This window comes from Desulfovibrio sp. (genome assembly GCA_016208105.1).
GTDB lineage: Bacteria > Desulfobacterota > Desulfovibrionia > Desulfovibrionales > Desulfovibrionaceae > Fundidesulfovibrio.
This window is the reverse complement of sequence record JACQYS010000013.1, coordinates 1-20,568: the sequence shown is the minus strand read 5'-3', so window position 1 is coordinate 20,568 and position 20,568 is coordinate 1. Positions and strand designations below refer to the sequence as shown.

Below are 20,568 nucleotides of genomic sequence, written 5' to 3'. Positions count from 1 at the left end.
GGTGCTCATGAAAGTTGAGCCCATTATCGACCTCAAGAACATCAAGAGCATCAAGAAGCTCTTGGCGGATCAGCCGCGTAACCGGCTACTCTTTACCATGGGGGTGAACTCTGGGCTCAGGGTCCAAGATATATTGGCCTTGAAAGTATCAGACGTGAAGTATTGCAAAATTGGCGACCGCGTCTGCCTCAAGGAAAAGAAAACTGGCAAAGAGAACATCTTCATAATGAACAAGGAAATCAAGTATGCTCTCACTGAGCACCTTGCAACTTCGAAACTCGAAGATGAGCATTTCCTGTTCAAGAGTCGCAAGGGGAAGAATTATCCGCTGACCACGTATGCTGTCACGATGATGGTACAGCGCTGGTGCGACGAGATCAATCTTCAAGGCAACTTTGGAGCACATACATTGCGAAAGACGTGGTGTTACCATCAACGCAAAACATTTGGCGTTTCATGGGAGTTGTTGGCCAAGAGGCTCAATCACAGTAGCCCCTCGATAACGCGAAGGTATCTTGGGGTGCAGGATGAAGAGGTGGAAGAAATCCTCCTCAACGCATTGTGATCAAACACTTTAGCAGGGTCAGAAATGGCCCTTTTCATTATCAGGAGAATCGCCATGAGTACTAACCGCTATACATCGTTGGAAACTTTGCAGCACGCCTCTAATATCGAGAATATGTTGCGTTTGTTGTGCATGATTCCGAATCTTCAGATTCTGGTTAAGATGAATGAAGAACATGACTATCCGTTCGAATCTAGTGAAGACGGACATTATTCTGAACTGCTTCTCGGAGGCCATAGTTTGACGATCAAGTTCTGTCTTGATGTGTAAGGTCTAGTTATCCGATTCCGGGGCGATCGATCTGGTCGTCCCTTTCTCTTCAATAGTCATCTGCAATCACCACCAACGGAGGGTGCTCAAATGGGCGTCTATCAACGCGATGGACGGTTCATGGTCTATTGGCACGAAGAAGGTAAGAGGCGGGACAAGTCCTTCGGTAGGGGCGAAGTGGCCCGTCTCCAGGCTGAGGCGTTTGATCTTGCGATTCAGGAAGCGAAAGCGAATCTGAATGTGCCTGTTCAGGAGGCGCAGGTCACTGAGCCGGGGGCGGACCCGGTTGCGCACCAGGATGAGCCGGGGACTAGGCCTGGAGAAATCCAGGCTGAAATGCCGCTGGCGACGTCGGTAGCGACGGTGGCTGCTGTCGTCATCCCTGCCAAGGGGGTCACCTTTGGTCAGTTGTCGATGATGTACCTGGATCACCTTCGGGTGTCGGGTCGGACGCCGAAGCACATCGCCAACCTCGAGAACCTGCTCAATAGCATGTTCTTCGACATCCTTGGTCGTGACACCCTGGTCGAGGGCATGACGTACCTGAAGGACATCGTCCCGTTCATCAAGGAGATGCAAGGGATCAGTCATCAGACGAAAAGGCCACGGTCCCAGTCCTGCGTCAATCGCTACTGCGACTACCTCGACGCGATATTCAACTTCGGCATCGAGATGGAACTCATTGCCAGGAACCCGATGAAGGGTCGGAAGAAAGCCAAGGAGAAACCTCGGGACGTCCAGGTCGGCGTTGATGACCTGCGCCGGATCATGGAGTGCGCTGAACCTCATGTCCGGTGGGCCATGGAGGTCTGCTTTAACCTCGGGACTCGGCCTGGTCCTTCGGAGCTTTTCGCACTGCGCTATGAAAATGTGGATTTCGGCGCTGGCACGGTGCGGATTTTCGCTACCAAAACGCAGACCTATCGGACTGTCCCGGTAACGGCGGCATTTCTGGATCGCCTTCGAGAGATGAGGAGGTTTTCAAGGTCTGGGTACATCGTTGAATATGACGGGAAGCCGGTGACGACGATCCGGAAGAGCTTCAACAAGGCCTGCGTGAAGGCTGGAATCACCGTGGATGTCAGGATGTATGACCTACGCCATCTCTTCGCGACGACGATGTTGGCGAATGGAGCAGACTTGGCGGCGGTGTCGAAGCTGATGGGTCACTCGACAGTGAAGATGACCGCCGATGTCTACTATCACTACTTGGAAGGTGAGAAAGAACGGGCTGTTAGCAAGTTGCCCAGCTTGATTGCCGTTTAACATGAACCGGGGCAGGAGTCTTGTAAAGGGATTCCTGCCCCTATTTTTGATGAGGAGAACTGTCATGGTGAGATATGGCGAAACTAGTCAATGTATGGATTGTTTACGAGAGTTCACGGGACACTTTGACGACGACAGCGAAGTTATTCTTTGTCCCAAGTGCAACATGGAATTTGAGGGCTATGTCGCTGGAGATGAGTCGCGTAGCTATGGCCTCAGGTGGTGGAAAGAGTTCATTAATGTTCATGGGGGGCGCGCCGAAAGAGAGAAGATGTCGAGGTTCCAGCTTATTGATGAAATGCTTGTGTAATTGCGTTTGAGCGAAGGGGGATCAGGCCGGTGTGCGGTCTGGTCCCCTTTTATTTACCCCGAACGAAAGGGTAAGGTGGGAGTAAAGAATAGGCGGATACGTTTGAGGCTTGAACAGGACGGGGGGATGCCCTCGAACTCGGCTACAAAGGTTTGCCAGAGTCTTTGGACCAATGATGTTTGTGTCGTCGGTTTCACAAAGAATGCTAAGTAAGAAAATTCATTATTCCTATTGCAAAATTTTAAAAAACTGGCATCTGATTGAATGAATATTCAGTCGAATTTTACGTGGGGGAAGGTCGTGCCTAAAGAGACCATTGGAAAGATTGTTAGTTGTGCAATTAAGCTTTGTGCAAACAAAGGGATTGCTAATGTCAGCATTAACGACATTTCAGAGAAAGCTGGCATTGCTGCTGGGACAGTAATGTATCATTTCAAAACAAAGAATAACCTTCTATTTGTTGCAGCAAGGAGTGTGTTTTACGAACTCTTTGATAATGCTACAATTGCTATTGGTTCTGGTGGTGATTGTGAGTCAATAATTAAATTTTTAAACTCATACTTTGACTACGCAGAAAGCAATATTGAAAAAATAATATATGTATCACGGCTAGATCCGTTTTTTTCATTGGATTTGAAAGAATTTCCTAGCGCAGATTTGGCTTTAGTAAGAGATAGATATCTTGCTCTAATGGTGACTTGCCTTCAGGAAGGTGTCAGCTCTGGACGCTTTAAAGACATAGACCCCAAGGAATTCGCTGCTTTAATTTGGGCAACCTTAAGGGGTGTATCGGTTCTTGTGGGAGAAGGCTCTGATATCAGAATCCTTAGACGTCAGCTTGTTGAATCCATTGAAGCCAGAATGGTTTGTTAACGACCCATGGGGTTTGCTGCGGTTAGCATAATTGAAGGATTAAACAGAGGAGCAGGTAATGAAAAACCTGAAGCTTGGCATGAAGATCGGCCTGGGATTCGGCATTCTTATACTCATAGCAGCCCTGCTAGGTGGCATGGCCATGGTGAACATGCTCTCCGTAGGTACTCAGGCGGAACGCCTTGCCCAAGAAATAGCACCTGAAGTGGCCATCGCCAATGATGTAGAGCGGGATTCTCTCCATACAATGTATGCCATGCGCGGGTATGCATTTACCGGTCAGGAGGCTTTCTGGGCACAGTCTGAGAAAAGCTTGGCTGATGTAGAGAAAGACTTGGCGCGGGCACGAGATCTTGCGCAGAAGTATCCCAAGCTCGTTAAACTTCGGGAAAATGCAGACAAAGCTAGTGCGGCTGTATCCGAGTACAAACGCCTTGCAACGCAGACGCACGACATTGAAAAGGCGATGGATGAAGAACGGAAGATGATGGACAGCACAGCCCAAGCGTTCGTCAAGCACGGTATGGGGTACATGGATACCCAGCAGGATAAGTTCGCCAAGGAGATCGATGGGAAACTTGAGCCCGCTAGACTCAAAGAACGATTGGATAAAGTATCCACGATGGCGGATGTTATGGAAACCGGAGGCAATATTCGCGTTGCCAACTTCAAATCGCAAGCCCTGCGCAGCCCCGCCATTATGCAGGAGGCGTTGAAGCATTTTGAAGAGATCGACACCAAGTTAACCAAGATTCGCACGCTAACAAAGATAGATGCCGACCTTCGGGAACTAGACGACATAAAGAAAGCGGCCGACGGCTACAAAGAGGCTATGACAGCTTTCCTGAAGAACTACATGCTCATGGAAGAGATTGGCAAAAAGCGCGGTGCTGCCGCCGATGCTGTCCTCAAGGCAGCGGAGGAAACATCTACCTATGGTGTGAAGACCACAGAGGAACTCACCCATGAGGCTTCAAAAAGCCTGTCCACTTCTTCAACCGTCATGGCAATCGGCTTGGTGATCGCGCTCATCATCGGTATTGTCGTGGCCGTATTCATCACCAAGGGCATCACAGGTCCGGTAATCCAGGGAGTCACCTTCGCGCAAAAGATGTCCGAGGGAGACATGACGCTCGAGTTGGACGTGAACCAGAAGGACGAGATTGGTATGCTGGCGGATGCTCTTCGAGAGATGACTAGCCGCCTGAACGAAGTGATGGGCGAGGTAGTAGAAGGGGCCAATAACGTGGCCTCAGGCTCGCAGCAGCTCTCGGCTACCTCGGAATCGCTCTCCCAGGGGGCTTCAGAACAAGCAGCCAGCGTCGAGGAAGTCTCCTCTTCCATGGAAGAGATGGCCTCAAACATCCAGCAGAACGCGGACAACTCTGTGCAGACCGAGTCCATGGCTCTGAAGGCCGCAAAGGACGCCGAGGAAGGCGGTCAGGCCGTGGCCCAGACCGTGGGAGCCATGAAGCAGATCGCCGAAAAGATCTCCATCATCGAGGAGATCGCTCGCCAGACCAACCTCCTGGCTTTGAACGCCGCTATCGAGGCGGCCCGGGCCGGAGAGCACGGCAAGGGCTTCGCGGTTGTGGCAGCCGAAGTGCGCAAACTGGCCGAACGTTCCGGGCACGCTGCAGCGGAAATCTCTGCTCTCTCCTCAGACTCCGTGGCTGTTGCAGAAAAAGCCGGTGTCATGCTCACGGCCATCGTTCCGGACATCAAGAAGACCGCCGAGTTGGTCCAGGAAATATCGGCCGCCTCGCGCGAGCAAAACGCTGGAGCCGACCAGATTAACAAGGCAATTCAGCAACTCGACCAAGTCATCCAGCAGAACGCCTCGGCGTCGGAAGAGATGGCCTCCACCTCGGAGGAACTCTCCAGCCAAGCCGAACAACTGCTCTCCACAGTGAGCTTCTTCAGGCTAAAGGGAACCCACGGCATGCGCCGCCAAGCTCCCAAAGCCCTTCCGGCCGGTCCGTCAACACCCAGGCCCAAAACCACGCTGAAGCGTCCGGTCTCTCCCAAGGGCGGAGTGGTCCTAGATCTGGCTGAGGAAACGCACGACGCTGATTTCGAAAAATTCTAGCGAAGGAGGCGCCCGTGAGTGACACCACAAACCAATTCTTGACCTTCACCCTTGCGGATGAGGTATTCGCGCTGGATATCTCGTCCGTCCGGGAAGTCCTGGAGTACACCACCATCACCAAGATGCCCCGTACTCCCGAGTACATCAGGGGCGTAATCAACCTGAGAGGGCGGGCTGTACCCGTTGTAGACATGCGGCTTAAGTTCGGGATGTCAGAGACGGAGCACACGGTTGATACTTGTATAATCATTGTTGAAGTCCGACTCGCTGGAGATGAGGTCGTCCTTGGAGCTCTTGCAGACTCTGTTAAAGAAGTTATGGACATCGAACCTAATGATATTGAGCCAGCCCCCAAGATGGGTACTTCTGTCCAGACAGACTTTATAAGAGGTATCGGAAGGCATGCTGATGGCTTTATAATCATTCTCGACATCAATAAGATCTTTAATGAGGTCGAGCTTGCAGAGATAGCTGCATCAGACTCGGGTGGGCAGGCTGCGGCGTGATCATAATCTGGGGAAGTTACACAACGTTTAGATCACATAGCCAAAATGATTGAGCAACTATTCCTTTGGAATGTTCAGGGGAAGTGTGTTGAGGGTAAAAAGGCTTTGTTCCGAAGATAATCATCGGAGAGCATATGAAATCAATACCGGCTACCCTTTTTATAGTGATTTGTATGATGGTTTTCTCCAGCAACGCATCACTTGCTAGTCCCAGCGATACCTCTGGCAAGCCGCCACCTGATAAAATTATTGCGTGGCTCAACGAGGGGAACAGTCGATTCGTACTTGGAAAAAGCAAGCATCCTCACATGGATTCAAAACGTATCATGCAGGCGAGTACGGAAAGTCAGGGAAAGCATGCCTTAGCCACCGTTTTGTCCTGCTCAGACTCACGAGTGCCGCCAGAGATTGTATTCGATACAGGAATAATGGATCTCTTCGTGATACGGGTGGCTGGAAACGTGGCCAATACGGATGAGATCGGTACCGCGGAATATGGGTTGTGCCATGTGAATACCCCAGTGCTGGTCGTTCTGGGCCATACCCAATGCGGAGCGGTTACAGCCGTTACTCAAGAAGTTACCGGTCATGGCCATCCCTTGGAGCGCAATATCCCACCACTGGTGTCTTCAATTATTCCTGCTGTTCACCGTGCCATCGCTGAGCACCCAGACCTTAAAGACGATTCCCTTATCAAACGGGCCATCGAGACGAACGTTTGGGAAGTGGTTAGGAATTTATTTCTCAAAAGTCCGGCAGTCCGTGACCTTGTAAAAAATGGCAAGGCAAAGGTCGTAGGTGCGATCTATGACATGGACACTGGAAAAGTTAACTGGCTGCCCGCCGAAAAAGTACCGGCGATCCTGAAAGAAGTGGAAGCTTCTCCGGACAGAGCTATCGGGGCTATGTATGAACAGAGCAGTCATGTTGCTGAGAAGCCAACAGAGAACAAGCCAACGGTGTCTTCCGAGGATCAGTCGCTGGCTCCAAAGGTTAGAGAACTTGCGACCAAGCTTGACTCTAAGACGGCTGAAGCTGCCTCGGAATTGAAAGATGTCAAGGACAAGATTGATTCGCTGGCAGCACAGTTGAAGAGTATGACTAATCCCGGGAAGGTAAGCACTGGCGATACAGGTTCAGAAACGAGTAAGGCTCTCTCCTCTGACTTGAAGAATCTCAAGGCAGGAATTGAAACAAGGTTCGCCTCGTTCGAATCGTCGGCCAATTGGATGTTCTGGACGCTCGGGTCACTTGTCGTTCTGAGCATCATTTGCTTTAGTTTGTTGTTTTGGAAACTTGGGAGTCTTGGTTCCCAACAGGAAGCTCTCAGAGGCAAGGTGCGAAAAGCATTTGATCACCTCAGTAACGACATAAAACGTATGGGCGGGTAAGTTTCTTGAACTGTATACTCCCAGGATGAACGGCATGCAGCATAGTCTTGTTCACCGATCGTTAAAAATCAGCCCCAACAAACACAAAGGAATCTATAAATAAAGTAGTTTCATTAGTTGGCAAAAAAGCAAAGTATTAGTCGTTTTTGAATAAAAAATTTTATATTGTATAAGAAACAAAAAACTATTTGTTAAAACTAATGTGATTTTGATAAAAGATCAAAAAAAGCTATGCATAGTTCTGGATTGTTTTTACACTTTTCAAACAAAGAAATTGTATCAAGGTCATAACCGGCTAGACTGGCCAGATCATTCTTGCTCAGTATATGACAATTCATTGACCACCCAATGAACAAACGGTTTGGAGAGGTGCCTTCTGCCATGAGAGTAATATTGTGATGCCGAGAGTCGTTTGATATTTTTTCATAGAGTTTTTTTACGTTGACTTTAGGTCCTTCAATGTACTGGATGAAAACTCCATGGTGATAGATTAAGTGCCCTGTAATCCTGTTCAATCTGTTATGATTCTGTGATTGTTTTTGAATATTCCGTATCTCATTCTCGTCAACAATCGAATCCGAGACGCTTGCGTATATAATGAAATGTACATCATCATTTGTAACACAAATGTTACTGACGCTTTTTGTGATTATTTTATGCAGTTCTTTCTCTGGCATCGGCTTGCAAAAGAGATAGCCTTGTCCGGATTGTACACCCAAAGTAAGCATCTCATTTAGTTGATCTTCATTCTCGATCCCTTCAGCGACCATATGGATGTTTAGAGATTTTGCCATTCGACTGATTGCAGCAACAATAGCGTGGTTCTCTTGGCTCTTGTCGATGTCTAAGACAAACATTCTGTCAATTTTAAGAGTGTCTATATTGAGTCGTACTAGTTGAGCCAAGGAAGAATAGCCTGTTCCAAAATCATCAACAGCTACTTTAATTCCAATCTTTCGAAACTCCTCTAACGTTTTAATATTCCTCGTAACATCTGACATCAAGGCTGTTTCTGTTATCTCGAGTACTAGTTTGTTTGAGTTAGCTCCCGTGGTTCGAATCGTTTTCTCAAAAAAGTTGACGAGACTTTCATCAGCGAATTGTCTGGCTGATAAGTTGAACGTTATGTATGGAGATTGATCGCCAAACTTTGCCTCCCAGCGTCGTTGAGTCTTGCATGCTTGCTCAAACACCCATCTTCCAATTTGTAGGATGCTGCCATTCATTTCAGCGATCGGAATGAATACTGCTGGAGAGACCGGCCCATCTGGAGAGTTCCAACGTAGTAGCGTTTCTGCTCCTGAAATAGATTCACTTTCAAGAGATACTATAGGCTGAAAAACCACTTGAAATTCATTTTTTTCAAGTGCAAAGCGGAGATTTGTAGATATAGAAATGCGTTGAATTGCTGCTTGTTGTAGTGATTCGTTAAAGAAATTCCAACCGTCACGCTTATTCTGTTTCACAGTATGCATTGCATTGTCTGCAGAGCGCAACAGATCTTCGGATGAATGGGTTGTTCCATGCCCCAGTGCTATCCCGATGCTCGCTGTGACAACCAATAGTGTGGATTTATACTCTACAGGTAGCCGAATTGCCTGGTTAATGCGTTCAGCAAGAGATGCCATGTCAGATGGGTCTGAAACATATTCGCATAGGATTACAAACTCGTCCCCAGAGAAACGAGACACAGTATCACCTGGTCGCACATTTTCTATAAGCCTTGAAGAAAGAGTCTTTAACAGATGGTCGCCAGCATTATGTCCATGCCTGTCATTTATAGATTTGAAGTCGTCGAGATCAACAAATAGCAAGGCAATGTTTTCTTCTCTTCTTTTCGAGCGGGCCAGAGCGTTTTCAATTCGTTCGTGGAGGAGTTCACGATTAGGTAGACCCGTCAATACGTCGTGAGAAGCCTGCTTTGTGAGCATCTCCTGATGCTTTTTTACTTCCGTCAAGTCCTGTAGTGTTGCCACCAACACCCAGTCATCGCCACTTCTGAACTTGGCTATTGATGCTTCTATCGGGAAAAAAGTGCCATCTTTTCTATATCCAATTCCTTCACCCTTCTTTCCCATGACCATTTCATTAAATTCATTTTCAAGAAACATTTCAATATATTTGTTATGTCGTTGGCGCAAATGCGGAGGAACAAGAAAAGACATGTTCATTCCAATCAATTCACTTTCTGCATACCCAAAAAGCGAGGAAAGAACTCGATTTACAGCCGTTATAGTTCCAGAAGAATCGGTTGCCAGTATGGCCATCCCAGCTAGATCCAGAATCTTCTTACTGTCGTCCTTCTTGTTTTGACCTTGAACAAGATCACGAGCTAGTCGAGATGCCTCATTCGGGGCTGATCTTCGAGAAACCCTCTTGTGAGTTTCAAAAAGTTCTTTGTATCTTTTAGGGATTTCTGGTGCAATACATCCAAAATTTTTGACTATAGAAAAACTACCATCACTTTTGCATTTAGCTAAATAGCTGTTTACGTGGGCATGATGGATGTCTGCATTCATAATGATTTCACCCTGTGGTCCAAATATCCGAGTAGATTCCAAAGCTTCAACCACAGTGTCACTCTCATGAGTTCCAGACCTATGTACCGCGTCAACGAATGCCAAAACACAATTATATGTGGCTTCTCCAAAGTTGGTTAACGTTCCATTGCCATCAGGCCATAATCCATCAACCCCACGAAACTGCTTTAGCCTGTCGAGAAATATTGCGTTTTCTTTTGTTTTTACCGACATGAAGTACGTATTTGATGAATAAAGCCCTTCGCGAACTTCTGGAGTTAAATGTGACACCATGACCTCATCATAGTGCCCCATGACTACAGCCATATGTTTTTTTAAACCACGATCATGAAATTTATTGAGCATCAGCAACTGATCTAACCCGGCAAAATATGGAACAAAAACGTCAGCTCCTGAACGAGAAACATTATCTAAGACCCATTCAATTTCATCGTTGCTTATCCCAAGAGATAGATACTGCTCTCCTACAACTTCACCACCGATACGCTCTAAAGACTGTTTAGCTGCATCAATCGAACCGCGAGGCCACTCGTAGTTATTCCCAGCAAAGTACATCTTCATCCCATAATTATCTGCCATGTAGGGAATCATTTTATCGATTTGCTGGTTCGGAAGCGCCGCAAAATGAAAGAAGTAACGGTTATAAATGCTTCCTTCATAAAAGGAAAAATTGAGATAGGGAATCTTGAAAGGCACAGAGACATGCTCAGCTACGGCGATGCGAGAGTTGGACAATAGATTCCCAATGAGGGCATGACAATTGTCTTTTTGCACTAGCTTTTTTGCAGCTGGAACGGCGTGTTCTGGCAAACTGCCATCATCAGAGATAATTATTTCCAGCTTTTTCCCTAGCACTCCTCCTGAGTCATTGACCAAATCTGTGGCGATTTGACCTGCCCTGGCAATGTCCTGCCCGTACATAGAAACAATCCCCGTGAGTGGGGCAAGGAGTCCTAACCTAATAGATTCTGAAGAAATTTTTCTCATTTTATTTTGATATAATACGCGAGCAATTTTTTCAAGTCGCCATGTGAGCAGGTTTGGGCCGTCCAGAAACTGATATCTGCCTTTTCTTCGGAAAGAGTAGCGAGGATCGAAAAATAATGCGGGAGTCCCTACTTGTTCAAAACGCAGTATGGAAACATAAGAGGATACTTCCTAGTGAGTCGAATTCTTAGGCAAGCAGCTCTGGAGCAATCACAACATACGGAGAGGTGAGCGAAATGAAGGATTTGCGTCTGGGGGTCAAGATGGGAATCGGATTCGGCTTTGTCCTGCTGCTTACCTGCGTGCTGGGTGTCCTGGCCATCGTGAACATGCGTTCGGCCGAGGAAGGCTCTGAGCGAATGAAGCTTGAGCTGGTCCCGGAAGTGGGCATAGCCAACGAGGTGGAGATGCATGTGCTGGCCACCATGTACAACATGCGGGGGTACGCCTACAGTTTCGAGGGGAAGTATTACGACCAAGCCATGAAGGACATCGCCGAGGTGAAGAAGTCCCTGGAGGAGGCCAAGGCCTTAGCCGGTAAATATCCATTATTGGTGAAGCTTCGCGACGGCGCCTCCGCCGCCATGGACAAAATCCTGGAATACGAGAAGCTGGCCGCCGAAACGAAAAAAGGTGTCGACAATGAGCTGCAAGCCAAAGCTGAACGATTCAAGGCTGCAGCGGAATTCGTGGCCGTTTGCCAGAATTACCGTAAGGGCCAAGACGCTAAATTCAAGAGTGAAATTACAAAGGATGTTGCAAACGAGAAGCTCGTCGCCCGGCTACAGAAACTCGGCCTCATAACAGAGATATCCGAAACTGCCGCAGACATCCGTATAAAAGTGCTTACCGGAGACGCCACTTCGGATATCAAACAATATGAGGCTGCCAAGGCGCTGTTCCCCACTATCGAGGCGGATGCGGCCCAGCTTAAGGCGAGTTCCTTAGACCCGGCTGACATACAGGGCATGGATGAGCTCTTGGCCGCAGCTGGTAAGTACAAGTCCCTCCTGGAAAAACAGGCCGGGCTAACGAAACTGCGTCTCGAACTGAACCAGGAGCGCAACGCCACGGCGGAAAAGGTCCTTGAAGTCGCCAAGGCGGTGGCCCAGACCGGCATGACCCAGATGATCAACCAGGCGAACGAGGCGGATGAGAAGCTGGGGCAGTCGCGGATTGTGTTGAGCGCGGGCCTGGGAGTGGCCCTTCTGGCCGGATGCATCATCGCCGTGTTCATGACCAGGATCATTACGGGTCCGGTGCTTAAGGGAGTCACCTTCGCAAAGGCCGTGGCCGGCGGCGATTACTCTCGCACCCTCGACATCAACCAGAAGGATGAGATCGGCGAGCTGTCAAGCAGTCTGAACGTGATGGTGGGGAGCCTCAAGGACAAGATCGCCGAGGCCAACGCCAAGTCGGAGGAAGCGGCAGTCCAGGCCAAAAAAGCCAATGAGGCTATGGCCGAGGCCGAGGAATCACGCAAGCGCACCGACGAATCCATGCGCAACATGCTGCGCGTGGCGGCCGAGTTGCAGCAGGTCGGAGAGGTTCTGACGTCCGCCTCGGAAGAGCTCTCCGCCCAGGTCGAGCAGTCCAGCCGCGGGGCCGAGAACCAGGCCGAGCGAGTGGGCGAGACCGCTACCGCCATGGAAGAGATGAACGCCACGGTCTTGGAGGTCGCTCGCAACGCGTCCCAAGCCGCCCAATCCGCCGAGGACGCCAAGCATAACGCCGAGGACGGTGCGGCGATCGTGGGGCGTGTGGTGAAGGGCATAAAGGAAGCGGAAGGCCAGGCTTTGCGATTAAAAACCAACATGGGAGTCTTGGGGACCCAGGCGGAAGGGATCGGCCAAATTATGAACGTCATCTCCGACATCGCCGATCAGACTAATCTTCTGGCCTTGAACGCTGCCATTGAGGCCGCCCGAGCGGGTGAGGCAGGACGCGGCTTCGCAGTGGTGGCCGACGAGGTGCGCAAGCTGGCCGAGAAGACCATGAACGCCACCAAGGAGGTCGGAGACGCCATCTCCGGGATCCAGTTGGAGACCCGCAATAACATCGAGAACGTCGATAAGGCGGTGACCTCCATCGAGGAGGCCACCGAACTCGCCAACCAGTCGGGCCAGTCTCTGGCCGAGATCGTCAAAATGGTGGACACCGCGGCCGACCAGGTGCGCTCCATCGCCGCGGCCTCGGAGCAGCAGTCCGCTGCCAGCGAGGAGATAAACCGCTCCATCGAAGAGGTGAGCACTATTTCCTCAGAGACCTCCCAGGCCATGATTCAGGCGGCCCAAGCCGTCGCCCAGCTCGCCCAACAGGCCGTAGTGCTGCAGGGCCTTATCGAGGGGCTCCAGAATGGCGAGGACGCCGGACGAAAGTCCCTGCCCCGGCTCGGGGCATGACGTAACGAACCCAGGGGGCATGCCGCCGGGTTGGCCCGATCTCCGAAGACATGGCCACAAAGGCAGGAAGATTCCCGGCCAGGTTTCGCGTGGGTAACCCGGGTACTCCCTTTTCAGAGCGGGGATAATGAAGATTTTGCGAATTAGGGTGCATGAACATTGGCAGGTTGAGGACGGACAGGGAAGGATCACTTTGGTGATACGTTCAATGGATGAAACCGTACATGCACCAGTAGCGATTAGTTCATGACTGCGTTGGCGAAGCTATCGCTCATTGTATTAATACAACTCGTTAACCGCAGGAACAACATGTCCCCCGGATTGATCATACGCGCTGTTATGGCAGCATTTTGTTCCTTAATTCTTTCTGGACAGGCTTCTGCTACAGCGCCGACAGACTTCATTCAGGACTTAGCCACTCGAGTGTCTCAGAGAGTTGTTCTTACCCCAGCGGAACAGGCATGGCTTGCCGGAAATCATTCAGTTCGAGTTCGTGTAGGTGAAGTTTCACCTTACCATTTTTCTCTTAACGGGAAACCATACGGTCTTTCCATCGACTACCTTCAAGTGATTTTTGCTGCTTTTGCCATTAAACACGAATTTATCCCCCAGGGTGGAGGAACATTCACAGAGGCTCTGAAGAGCTTAGCATCAGGCAATATGATTGACATTTTGCCCACGCTTCGGCGTTCACCAGAGCGAGAAAGCCAACTGCTCTTCACACATGACTATATATTTACCCCGTGGGTCATTTTCACAAGGGTAGATAGCCCCTTTGTAAACGGTTTAGCAGATTTTAAGAACAAGAAGGTTTCGGCAGAGACTGACTTCATACTGACAAAGATGTTGGTAAAGGATTATCCAGACATTTCAGTTGTCGAGTATTCAGATTCCCACAAGGCATTGGAGGCTCTCGCTTTAGGCCAAGTTGACGCTTATGCGGGCGATCTCTCTGTCGGAACCTTTGTTATTCAGAGGCATGGGTACACAAATGTCAAAATCGCTGCGCCAGCGAATTATCCACCTCTGGGCCAGGCAATGGCAATACGTCCGGATTGGCCGGAGCTGGTTTCAATAATTGATAAGTTCCTGTTTGCACTGACACCTGACGAGGCCCAACAGATTATTAACCACTCTATGTCTATACGATTTGAGCATGGTTTGGAGTGGAGGCTTGTCGGAGGAATTATTACAGCTATTGTTTTTTTGGTGAGCATCACTCTCTGGTTCTGGAACCGTAGGCTCAAGTCTGAGATTACCGACCGCAAGCGGACCGAAGAGGCACTCCGGGAAAGCGAGAAGAAAAACCAGCAGCTAATACAGAATCTTCATGCAGGTGTTGTCGTTCATTCGTCAGACTCTCGCATACTTATTGCGAACGATCAGGCTGCTCAATTGCTTGGGTTAACTAGCGATCAGATCAGGGGCAAGACAGTCATCGATCCCGCTTGGTGTTTTATTCATGAAGACGGGTCACCGGTCGCTGTCGAGGATTACCCCGTTTCCCAAGTATTCGCCTCGCGCTCTCCAATCAAGAACTTGATTCTTGGCATAAAACGCCCGAGCACAAACGACCAGATATGGGCTTTAGTAAATGCGTTCCCAGAATTCGATTCTGATGGACGAGTATTTCAGGTTGTTGTGACATTTGTGGACATAACTGAACGCAAACGAGTTGAAGAGGAAAATCGTCTAAACGAGGCGCGTTTGCTGGGCCTTGTAAACATCCTTCAGCATCCATTTACGTCGGCACAGAATTATTTGGATTTCGCACTAGAAGAGGCCATACGGATTACAAACAGTAAAATAGGATACATTTATCATTATGATGAAGAGGAGAGGCATTTTATTTTAAATACATGGTCTAAGGATGTAATGCATGAATGCAGTGTAGCAAAGCCTTTAACATGTTATGAACTAAACAAGACAGGCATATGGGGGGAGGCTGTGCGGCAGCGCACGCCAATCGTTGTTAATGATTATCAGGCCCAAAATCCATTGAAACGAGGCTATCCAGAGGGGCATGTCCAGCTACATTCTTTCATGACAATCCCTGTCTTTAAAAATGATAAAATAATATCAGTTGTAGGAATGGCAAACAAAGAGTCAGGCTATACAAGTACCGATGTGCATCAGTTAATCTTGCTGATGGACTCTGTCTGGAAAGTGCTTGACCAAAAAGAATCTGAAAAAGCTCTTAAGCAAAGTGAAGAAACACTTCGGTCAATCATAGAGCAGACACCAATAGGCATGCACCTCTATGAATTGGTTGGCGAGCGACTTGTTTTCAGTGGAGCTAACCCCGCAGCAGAAACGATTTTGGGGATAAACCACTCTCTCTTGATGGGTAAAGATATATTCGAAGCGTTTCCAATGCTAAAAGAAACAGACGTCCCAGAGCACTATCTTGATGTTTTACGAAGTGGCAAAGCATGGCACACAGAACAGGTTGGCTATGAAGACGAATATGTGGCTGGTACTTATGAGATTCTTTGTTTCAGGCTTTCACATGACCGTCTAGCAGTAATGTTTATGGATATTACTTCTCGCAAAAAGTCTGAAATAGAATTGCAACGCGCAAAGGAACAAGCTGAAATAGCAACACTTGCGAAAAATGAATTCCTGGCCAACATGAGCCACGAGATTCGCACCCCTCTGAACGGGGTTCTCGGTATGCTCCAGCTGCTTGAGACTACAGACCCGAATGAGGAACAAAAAGAGTACCTGTTTGGAGCGATTCGGTCCACAAATCGCCTGACTCGGCTGCTCTCAGATATTCTCGACATATCAAGGATCGAAGCAGGGAAAATGCAAATCGTTGAGACCGAGTTCAACATTAAGCAGACACGGGATTCCATCAAGGAGCTTTTCGCCTTAGAGGCAAATGAGAAAGGGCTCCGTTTGGAGTTCGGGCGCGATGAGAACCTGCCCCTGGTATTGATAGGTGATGAGGCTAGGTTGAGACAAATCCTTTTCAACCTTGTCGGGAATGCCATTAAGTTCACGGAGAAAGGAGAAGTCCGGATTGATGCCTCAATGTTGCCAAGTTCAGGAGATTCTTCAGTCCGTGTGTTGGTAACTGTGCGGGACACAGGCATAGGTATTCCCGAAGAGTACCTCAAGAATATTTTTGAGCCATTTGTCCAGGCTGAGGGTTCATACACCAGGCGCTTTCAAGGAGCTGGCCTAGGGCTTTCCATCGTTCGGCGACTTGTGAAGCTCTTGGGAGGAGAGATTGCGATTGATAGCACACCGGGTGAAGGAACGACCATCTACCTCTCCCTGCCGTTCAAGCTTCCCGTGGTCGAACAGAAATCAGTTGAGCTTAATTCGGATCCGTTGCTGACTCCTCCACGATCTTCCTTGAACATACTCATTGCAGAAGACGATTCGGTAAGCTCACTCACATGCAGACGGATGCTTGAGAAATCCGGCTACTCAGTCACCACTGCGAATGATGGTCAAGAGGCGCTTCAGCTTTTGGCAGAGCAGGATTTCGATTTGATTCTTATGGACGTCCAGATGCCAGTCATGGACGGTGTCGTAGCTACCAAAGCGTTAAGGGGGTCCACCACCCTGGGAACGAAGTCGAACATACCCATCATTGCCATGACCGCCTACGCTATGGCTGGAGACAAGGAGACGTTCCTTGCTGCCGGTATGGATGACTATATTGCCAAGCCAGTGGATAAGGTGGCGCTGGTGGAAGTGATTGAGAGGGTGATGGCGAAGCGCTACGCTTTATGAGTGGGCATGTCCCAGCAAATTACCTGCCTGCCTATCTCCAAGGGTGATGGTCGCCACAGGCATGGATATCTTGATGGTCGCCGCTGCCGCCGTTCCCGTGGTAATGTTATCCATAACAGCCAGTGACATTGCCCCGTTTATTTGGAGGACTCCCTGTGCGAAGCAAAAACAGCGATAAGAAGCCGAAGAGCCTTCCAGACTTTGTGGCGCTCTTGGAGTCAGGCGACTGGAACAGGATATCCCAAGAATTGGCGACTATATTTGATGCAGCCAGCTACGACCACATAGACGCTATTGAGTTTGGTGCAAATAGTTCAATTGGAACGTGGATAGAGGTACTGGTTCGTACTGGTCTTTTCACTGCGCACCCAAAAGGTGCATATATTTTTAAAAAGATCTGTGGGAAGATTTGGAGGTTGTCTTGTGTTAATGAACGGTGGCGATTGATAGTTTGTTTCGCAAGAGTCCTTAATGTCAATCATATTGATGAGTCGAACAGTAACGATGAATTTCAATCTGCAATGTTAAGAATCAGTGAGGCGACAGGGATTAATTTTTTGGAAATTATAACTGTTATTTCTGCGGCAAATGAAGCCAATGTCAAAGATTACAAGATGTATAGCCATATAAAGCAATGAGGAGGTGTCAATTCTGGTCGGGCAGGTCGCTAGTTTGTCGGGTGTGAATGAAGGTGTTGGAATTAAAATGTGCAGGAACCTGCGCTTTTGAAAAGAGGTGATCAGCATACTACTCATCTTCCTGGCAGCAATCCTTCCCGAAAGCAGCTTCGAGGAGCACCTCAGCGTCGGCAACGTCCTTCAGACGTGCGATCGCCTCAGGCGGCACCATACAGACTAGCTTGGCGAATTTCTCTTTGCTCATTTTGGCTCGTTTCCAGGGTTTGGCGGTGTCATACTGACGGCGGCTGATGCCGAGGATAGCCCAAGGCTTTTCAGGAGGAGTTTTATCGGTTTGTTCCATCATCCTACGTAGGTTAAGGTTGTGGGGTTTCAATAATCACAGGAGTCTTTGAATCTGGACGTGCCACTTCCTCGTTGACAGCTTTTTAGCTATCTAACCATAGCCCCAGTGGCTGCGCAACCATTGGCATCAAAGCCCTGTTGGCGTCACGTTGGCAGGACCGCAACTGTATGCGCCGGAAGAAAGTCGAAGGACGAGGGATGACGGGAGGCGGGGCTACTCATCATTTTCTTCTTGAATGAGCGCTGACGCGCGAATGATCCATTTACGGCCGGGGAAAGTCATAGGGAGGTGGGAATTTACTCTCTGTGCTTTGTTTGCTGGGACTCCCCTGATCCCCCCTCCCCCTCGGATTCTCGAGGACTGGTCTTCCTCTGAATGTATCCTTTGCAACATCCGTATGCGCTGTTATCCTTGTTCTGGAGAAGGAAGACTGCTAGCAAAAGTAAAGCGGTTCTTGCCGCTGTGCTTGGCTTTGTACATGGCATTATCTGCCAAGGTCATTAATTTCCTAGGAGTATCAGCGTCGTGTGGTGCTAATGCGATACCGATTGACGCACCTACTTGAACCTCAATTCCGTCAATGAATTCGGGTTTATTTATAGTGGCTATGATAGTTGTGGCCAAATATTCAGCCTTGTGGGCATCGCATGGATTTTCTAAAATTATGAATTCATCGCCTCCCAGTCGAATGCAGTAATCCTTAGTACTTGCAATAAGTAAAAGACGATCTGACACGGCCTGCAATAGAGAGTCTCCAGCCTGATGTCCCATGCTGTCATTTATAAACTTGAATCCATCAAGGTCAAGCATGAAAAGGGCTGAGCTGTGACCGCATCGTTTTGCAGATTCAATAAATTCTGGCAAGGTATCGACGAGAAAAAGTCGATTTGATAATCCGGTCAAGGTGTCGTGGTATGCGGCGTGGTGAAAGTCTTTTACATCACTAATATCTTTTACAATGCAGTATATTATATCGTGCTCCGGGGAAAAATGCATATTCCAGTTGAATCGCTTGTAACTGCCGTCGGAACATCGGAAACGAAAGGCGAAAGTAGTGGTTCCTTTATGACTTGTAATGAGACGCTGGAATCTAAACAGCACGAGTTCACGATCCTCGTAGTCCATGAACTCTAGAAGATATTTACCATGTAATTCCTCTCTTGAGTATCCTGCGCTGCGTTGCCAAATTGCGTTAGCAGCTACGATACAGCCGTCCGACCCGACTATCATGGTCATGTCATAGGATAGAGTCATCCAGGCGTAGCGTTCAATATCAAATAACCTTGAAATGTATTCGCTGTCTGCACCTTGTTCAAAATGTACTTTAAAATCCATATGAATACCCGTTTGGAAAAGGTATTAAGGCAAAAAGCATAGATAAAAATGTCTTATTATTTTTTTCTTTAAAAAAGTTGTATCACCAATTATGTTGGTCTGTACTCCGTATTTTATTAGCCACAGTCTTTGCTGTGAAGATGAGGAATTAGGGTTCTATCCAAACCAGTGGTGTGCTTCCTGAACCAGGTGGCGATAAAGGTGAGTATCTCAGACATGTCCACCTGACTCCCATCTATAAAATCTTTGTAGAATTCCATTATTCGCTGTGAAAAAGCGAGGTGTTGATGTACTTGCATGTAGTACTCAGGGTATGTTTTTGGATCCATGAGAGCTTCTTCATCCTGGAAATGCACCATGATATAGTGGTAGAGTGTCTTTATGTAATCGGACATCTCAGCATGTCTGACATTTCGTCTGGAGGCTTCATCAATGTTGTTGATCAGGTCGACCAGTTCCCTGTGCTGATCGTCAATCAGAGGCACCCCGATGCCCATATCCTCCTCCCACTCGATGAGCGCCATTGTGTATCTCCTCTGAGGGTTTAGGTCCAAGTACTTTCTCCAGAGGCAGATGCTGCAAGGCGCAATCGCTGCTTTCTGCTCCTGGAGTGCCAAGATGTGATTCTCTTGGACTAGTCGTTATCCTAAATTCCAAGCGGAACAAGTAGGAATTCCCTATATTTCAATAGGTCATAGCCATTAGCATTCGGAGCCCGCGTCTGGCTTATCCTAGGGTGGTCCGAAGTTTGCCCTCCTCACTGGGCAGTTTATTAGTGGCAGCTTGCGCTGCGCATTTCTCCTGGAAGGAATGGTGCGGCGGAGTGGCATGACGACTATGCCGAAGGCGTACTTGAAGAAAGAGCATACCTTTGAGTGCTCGCGCTTCTTTCTGTTCCTGGTCGGATCCTTCGGTTTGGAAATTTCCGGTACACCCGTGGAAACGAATGAAGACCGAAGGATGAACAGGGGCTGGGCCTCCCTTAGCGCAACTCAAAACCGCCTCTCCAACACAATTCAGAATCTCCAAATCAAGGCCGAGAATCTCCAAGCGGCTGAATCGCGTATCTCGGACGTCGACGTTTCCCAGGAGATGACGACAATGGTTTCGAATCAAATTCTGGCGCAGTCGGCGGCAGCGATGCTGGACCCGGCAAACTCATTTGACCTGCCCCCAGAAGTTGTACCACTCATTATGTTAGTCTGTACTCCATTCTGTGTGCAAGCGGTGGCCCCCAGGGGGGGCATCCTGCCCCGAGGGGCAGGATGGCCGCAGGCGTTGGAGGACGTTGCCCCAGCGAACT

General features: G+C 48.7%; 15 protein-coding genes. 11 read left to right on the top strand and 4 right to left on the bottom strand.

Annotation, left to right across the window (positions count from 1 at the left end):
- The first annotated feature begins 7 nt into the window (after positions 1-7).
- The 7 genes from HY795_07345 (at position 8) to HY795_07315 (ending at position 7,270) form a co-directional block, all read left to right on the top strand.
- Positions 8-565, top strand: a complete 558-nt coding sequence (locus HY795_07345; GenBank protein ID MBI4805034.1) for a tyrosine-type recombinase/integrase — start codon at positions 8-10, stop codon at positions 563-565.
- Positions 566-619: 54 nt separating this feature from the next.
- The gene (locus HY795_07340; protein MBI4805033.1) at positions 620-835 is read left to right on the top strand and encodes a hypothetical protein; all 216 of its coding nucleotides are present in this window, start codon (positions 620-622) and stop codon (positions 833-835) included.
- A gap of 90 nt (positions 836-925) precedes the next feature.
- Positions 926-2,101, top strand: coding sequence for a site-specific integrase (locus HY795_07335; protein MBI4805032.1), 1,176 nt, complete (start codon positions 926-928; stop codon positions 2,099-2,101).
- A 610-nt stretch (positions 2,102-2,711) separates the two neighbouring features.
- Complete coding sequence (locus HY795_07330; protein MBI4805031.1) at positions 2,712-3,284, top strand: TetR/AcrR family transcriptional regulator; 573 nt, start codon at positions 2,712-2,714, stop codon at positions 3,282-3,284.
- Between the two features lie 58 nt (positions 3,285-3,342).
- Entirely contained in the window at positions 3,343-5,373 is a 2,031-nt protein-coding gene (locus HY795_07325) for a HAMP domain-containing protein (GenBank protein ID MBI4805030.1), read from the top strand.
- A complete protein-coding gene (locus HY795_07320; GenBank protein MBI4805029.1) occupies positions 5,367-5,879 on the top strand; it encodes a chemotaxis protein CheW in 513 nt (170 codons plus the stop codon). The genes HY795_07325 and HY795_07320 overlap by 7 nt, the downstream gene beginning before the upstream one ends.
- Before the next feature lie 134 nt (positions 5,880-6,013).
- Positions 6,014-7,270: a carbonic anhydrase gene (locus tag HY795_07315; GenBank protein ID MBI4805028.1), complete on the top strand. Its 1,257-nt coding sequence runs from the start codon at positions 6,014-6,016 to the stop codon at positions 7,268-7,270.
- A gap of 197 nt (positions 7,271-7,467) precedes the next feature.
- On the opposite strand, the gene HY795_07310 is transcribed toward HY795_07315, so the two are convergent.
- Positions 7,468-10,797: an EAL domain-containing protein gene (locus HY795_07310; protein MBI4805027.1), complete on the bottom strand. Its 3,330-nt coding sequence runs from the start codon at positions 10,795-10,797 to the stop codon at positions 7,468-7,470.
- 236 nt (positions 10,798-11,033) lie between these two features.
- Here HY795_07310 and HY795_07305 point away from each other — a divergent pair, with 236 nt between their 5' ends.
- The 3 genes from HY795_07305 (at position 11,034) to HY795_07295 (ending at position 17,584) form a co-directional block, all read left to right on the top strand.
- Positions 11,034-13,199 (top strand): HAMP domain-containing protein, encoded by a 2,166-nt coding sequence (locus tag HY795_07305; protein ID MBI4805026.1) that lies wholly within the window; start codon positions 11,034-11,036, stop codon positions 13,197-13,199.
- Between the two features lie 309 nt (positions 13,200-13,508).
- Positions 13,509-16,946: a transporter substrate-binding domain-containing protein gene (locus tag HY795_07300; GenBank protein MBI4805025.1), complete on the top strand. Its 3,438-nt coding sequence runs from the start codon at positions 13,509-13,511 to the stop codon at positions 16,944-16,946.
- 155 nt (positions 16,947-17,101) lie between these two features.
- A complete protein-coding gene (locus HY795_07295; GenBank protein MBI4805024.1) occupies positions 17,102-17,584 on the top strand; it encodes a hypothetical protein in 483 nt (160 codons plus the stop codon).
- A gap of 109 nt (positions 17,585-17,693) precedes the next feature.
- Here the strand turns inward: HY795_07295 and HY795_07290 are convergent, their stop codons facing one another.
- From HY795_07290 to HY795_07280, 3 genes are all read right to left on the bottom strand, one after another.
- The gene (locus HY795_07290) at positions 17,694-17,927 is read right to left on the bottom strand and encodes a hypothetical protein (GenBank protein MBI4805023.1); all 234 of its coding nucleotides are present in this window, start codon (positions 17,925-17,927) and stop codon (positions 17,694-17,696) included.
- A 408-nt stretch (positions 17,928-18,335) separates the two neighbouring features.
- Positions 18,336-19,265 carry a GGDEF domain-containing protein gene (locus HY795_07285; protein MBI4805022.1) on the bottom strand — a complete coding sequence of 310 codons (930 nt, stop codon included), beginning with the start codon at positions 19,263-19,265 and terminating at the stop codon, positions 18,336-18,338.
- A gap of 116 nt (positions 19,266-19,381) precedes the next feature.
- The gene (locus tag HY795_07280; protein MBI4805021.1) at positions 19,382-19,789 is read right to left on the bottom strand and encodes a hemerythrin family protein; all 408 of its coding nucleotides are present in this window, start codon (positions 19,787-19,789) and stop codon (positions 19,382-19,384) included.
- A 286-nt stretch (positions 19,790-20,075) separates the two neighbouring features.
- On the opposite strand from HY795_07280, the gene HY795_07275 reads away from it, so the two are divergent.
- Positions 20,076-20,568, top strand: a 493-nt coding sequence (locus tag HY795_07275; protein MBI4805020.1) for a hypothetical protein, incomplete at its 3' end; no start/stop codon positions are given.

Bases quoted from the DNA above. Each gene is read 5' to 3' on its own strand.
- HY795_07285 (MBI4805022.1), bottom strand. From the start codon at position 19,265: ATGGATTTTAAAGTACATTTTGAACAAGGTGCAGACAGCGAATACATT.
- HY795_07340 (MBI4805033.1), top strand. From the start codon at position 620: ATGAGTACTAACCGCTATACATCGTTGGAAACTTTGCAGCACGCCTCT.
- HY795_07310 (MBI4805027.1), bottom strand. From the start codon at position 10,797: ATGAGAAAAATTTCTTCAGAATCTATTAGGTTAGGACTCCTTGCCCCA.
- HY795_07315 (MBI4805028.1), top strand. From the start codon at position 6,014: ATGAAATCAATACCGGCTACCCTTTTTATAGTGATTTGTATGATGGTT.
- HY795_07290 (MBI4805023.1), bottom strand. From the start codon at position 17,927: ATGGAACAAACCGATAAAACTCCTCCTGAAAAGCCTTGGGCTATCCTC.
- HY795_07300 (MBI4805025.1), top strand. From the start codon at position 13,509: ATGTCCCCCGGATTGATCATACGCGCTGTTATGGCAGCATTTTGTTCC.
- HY795_07335 (MBI4805032.1), top strand. From the start codon at position 926: ATGGGCGTCTATCAACGCGATGGACGGTTCATGGTCTATTGGCACGAA.
- HY795_07345 (MBI4805034.1), top strand. From the start codon at position 8: ATGAAAGTTGAGCCCATTATCGACCTCAAGAACATCAAGAGCATCAAG.
- HY795_07280 (MBI4805021.1), bottom strand. From the start codon at position 19,789: ATGGCGCTCATCGAGTGGGAGGAGGATATGGGCATCGGGGTGCCTCTG.
- HY795_07325 (MBI4805030.1), top strand. From the start codon at position 3,343: ATGAAAAACCTGAAGCTTGGCATGAAGATCGGCCTGGGATTCGGCATT.
- HY795_07305 (MBI4805026.1), top strand. From the start codon at position 11,034: ATGAAGGATTTGCGTCTGGGGGTCAAGATGGGAATCGGATTCGGCTTT.